1 pseudogene is annotated in these 425 nt (G+C 65.6%); it reads right to left on the bottom strand.

Going from position 1 to position 425, the window contains the following annotated elements:
- Positions 1–425: pseudogene (locus FLO80_RS23975) on the bottom strand (alanine--tRNA ligase); the annotation flags it as partial.

The raw sequence follows: 425 nt of genomic DNA, 5'->3' as shown, positions 1-425 counted from the left end.
CGGTTGCGCTCCAGCAGTGCGCCGAGCTTGTCCAGCAGGTTATCGCGGCTGCCCTTGACCAGGCTGGCGGCTTCCTTGAGCTGCTCCTCGGCACCGTTCAGGTAGGCCAGCGCCGCCGCGCCGGTGACCGCCTCGATACGGCGTACGCCGGCAGCCACGCCACCCTCGCTGGTGATCTTGAACAGGCCGATGTCGCCGGTGCGGGATACGTGGGTGCCACCGCACAGCTCGACGGAGAAATCGCCGCCCATGCTCAGTACGCGCACCTGGTCGCCGTACTTCTCGCCGAACAGCGCCATGGCGCCCTTGGCCTTGGCGGTGTCGATATCGGTTTCCTCGGTCTCGACCTCGGTGTTGCGACGGATTTCGGCGTTGACGATATCCTCCAGGGCCTTCAGTTGTTCCGCCTTGATCGCCTCGAAGTG

The organism is Aquicoccus porphyridii (genome assembly GCF_008369105.1).
GTDB classification, from domain to species: domain Bacteria; phylum Pseudomonadota; class Alphaproteobacteria; order Rhodobacterales; family Rhodobacteraceae; genus Aquicoccus; species Aquicoccus porphyridii.
Note: the sequence above shows the minus strand (reverse complement) of the source record. Positions and strands in the feature narration are given on the sequence as shown.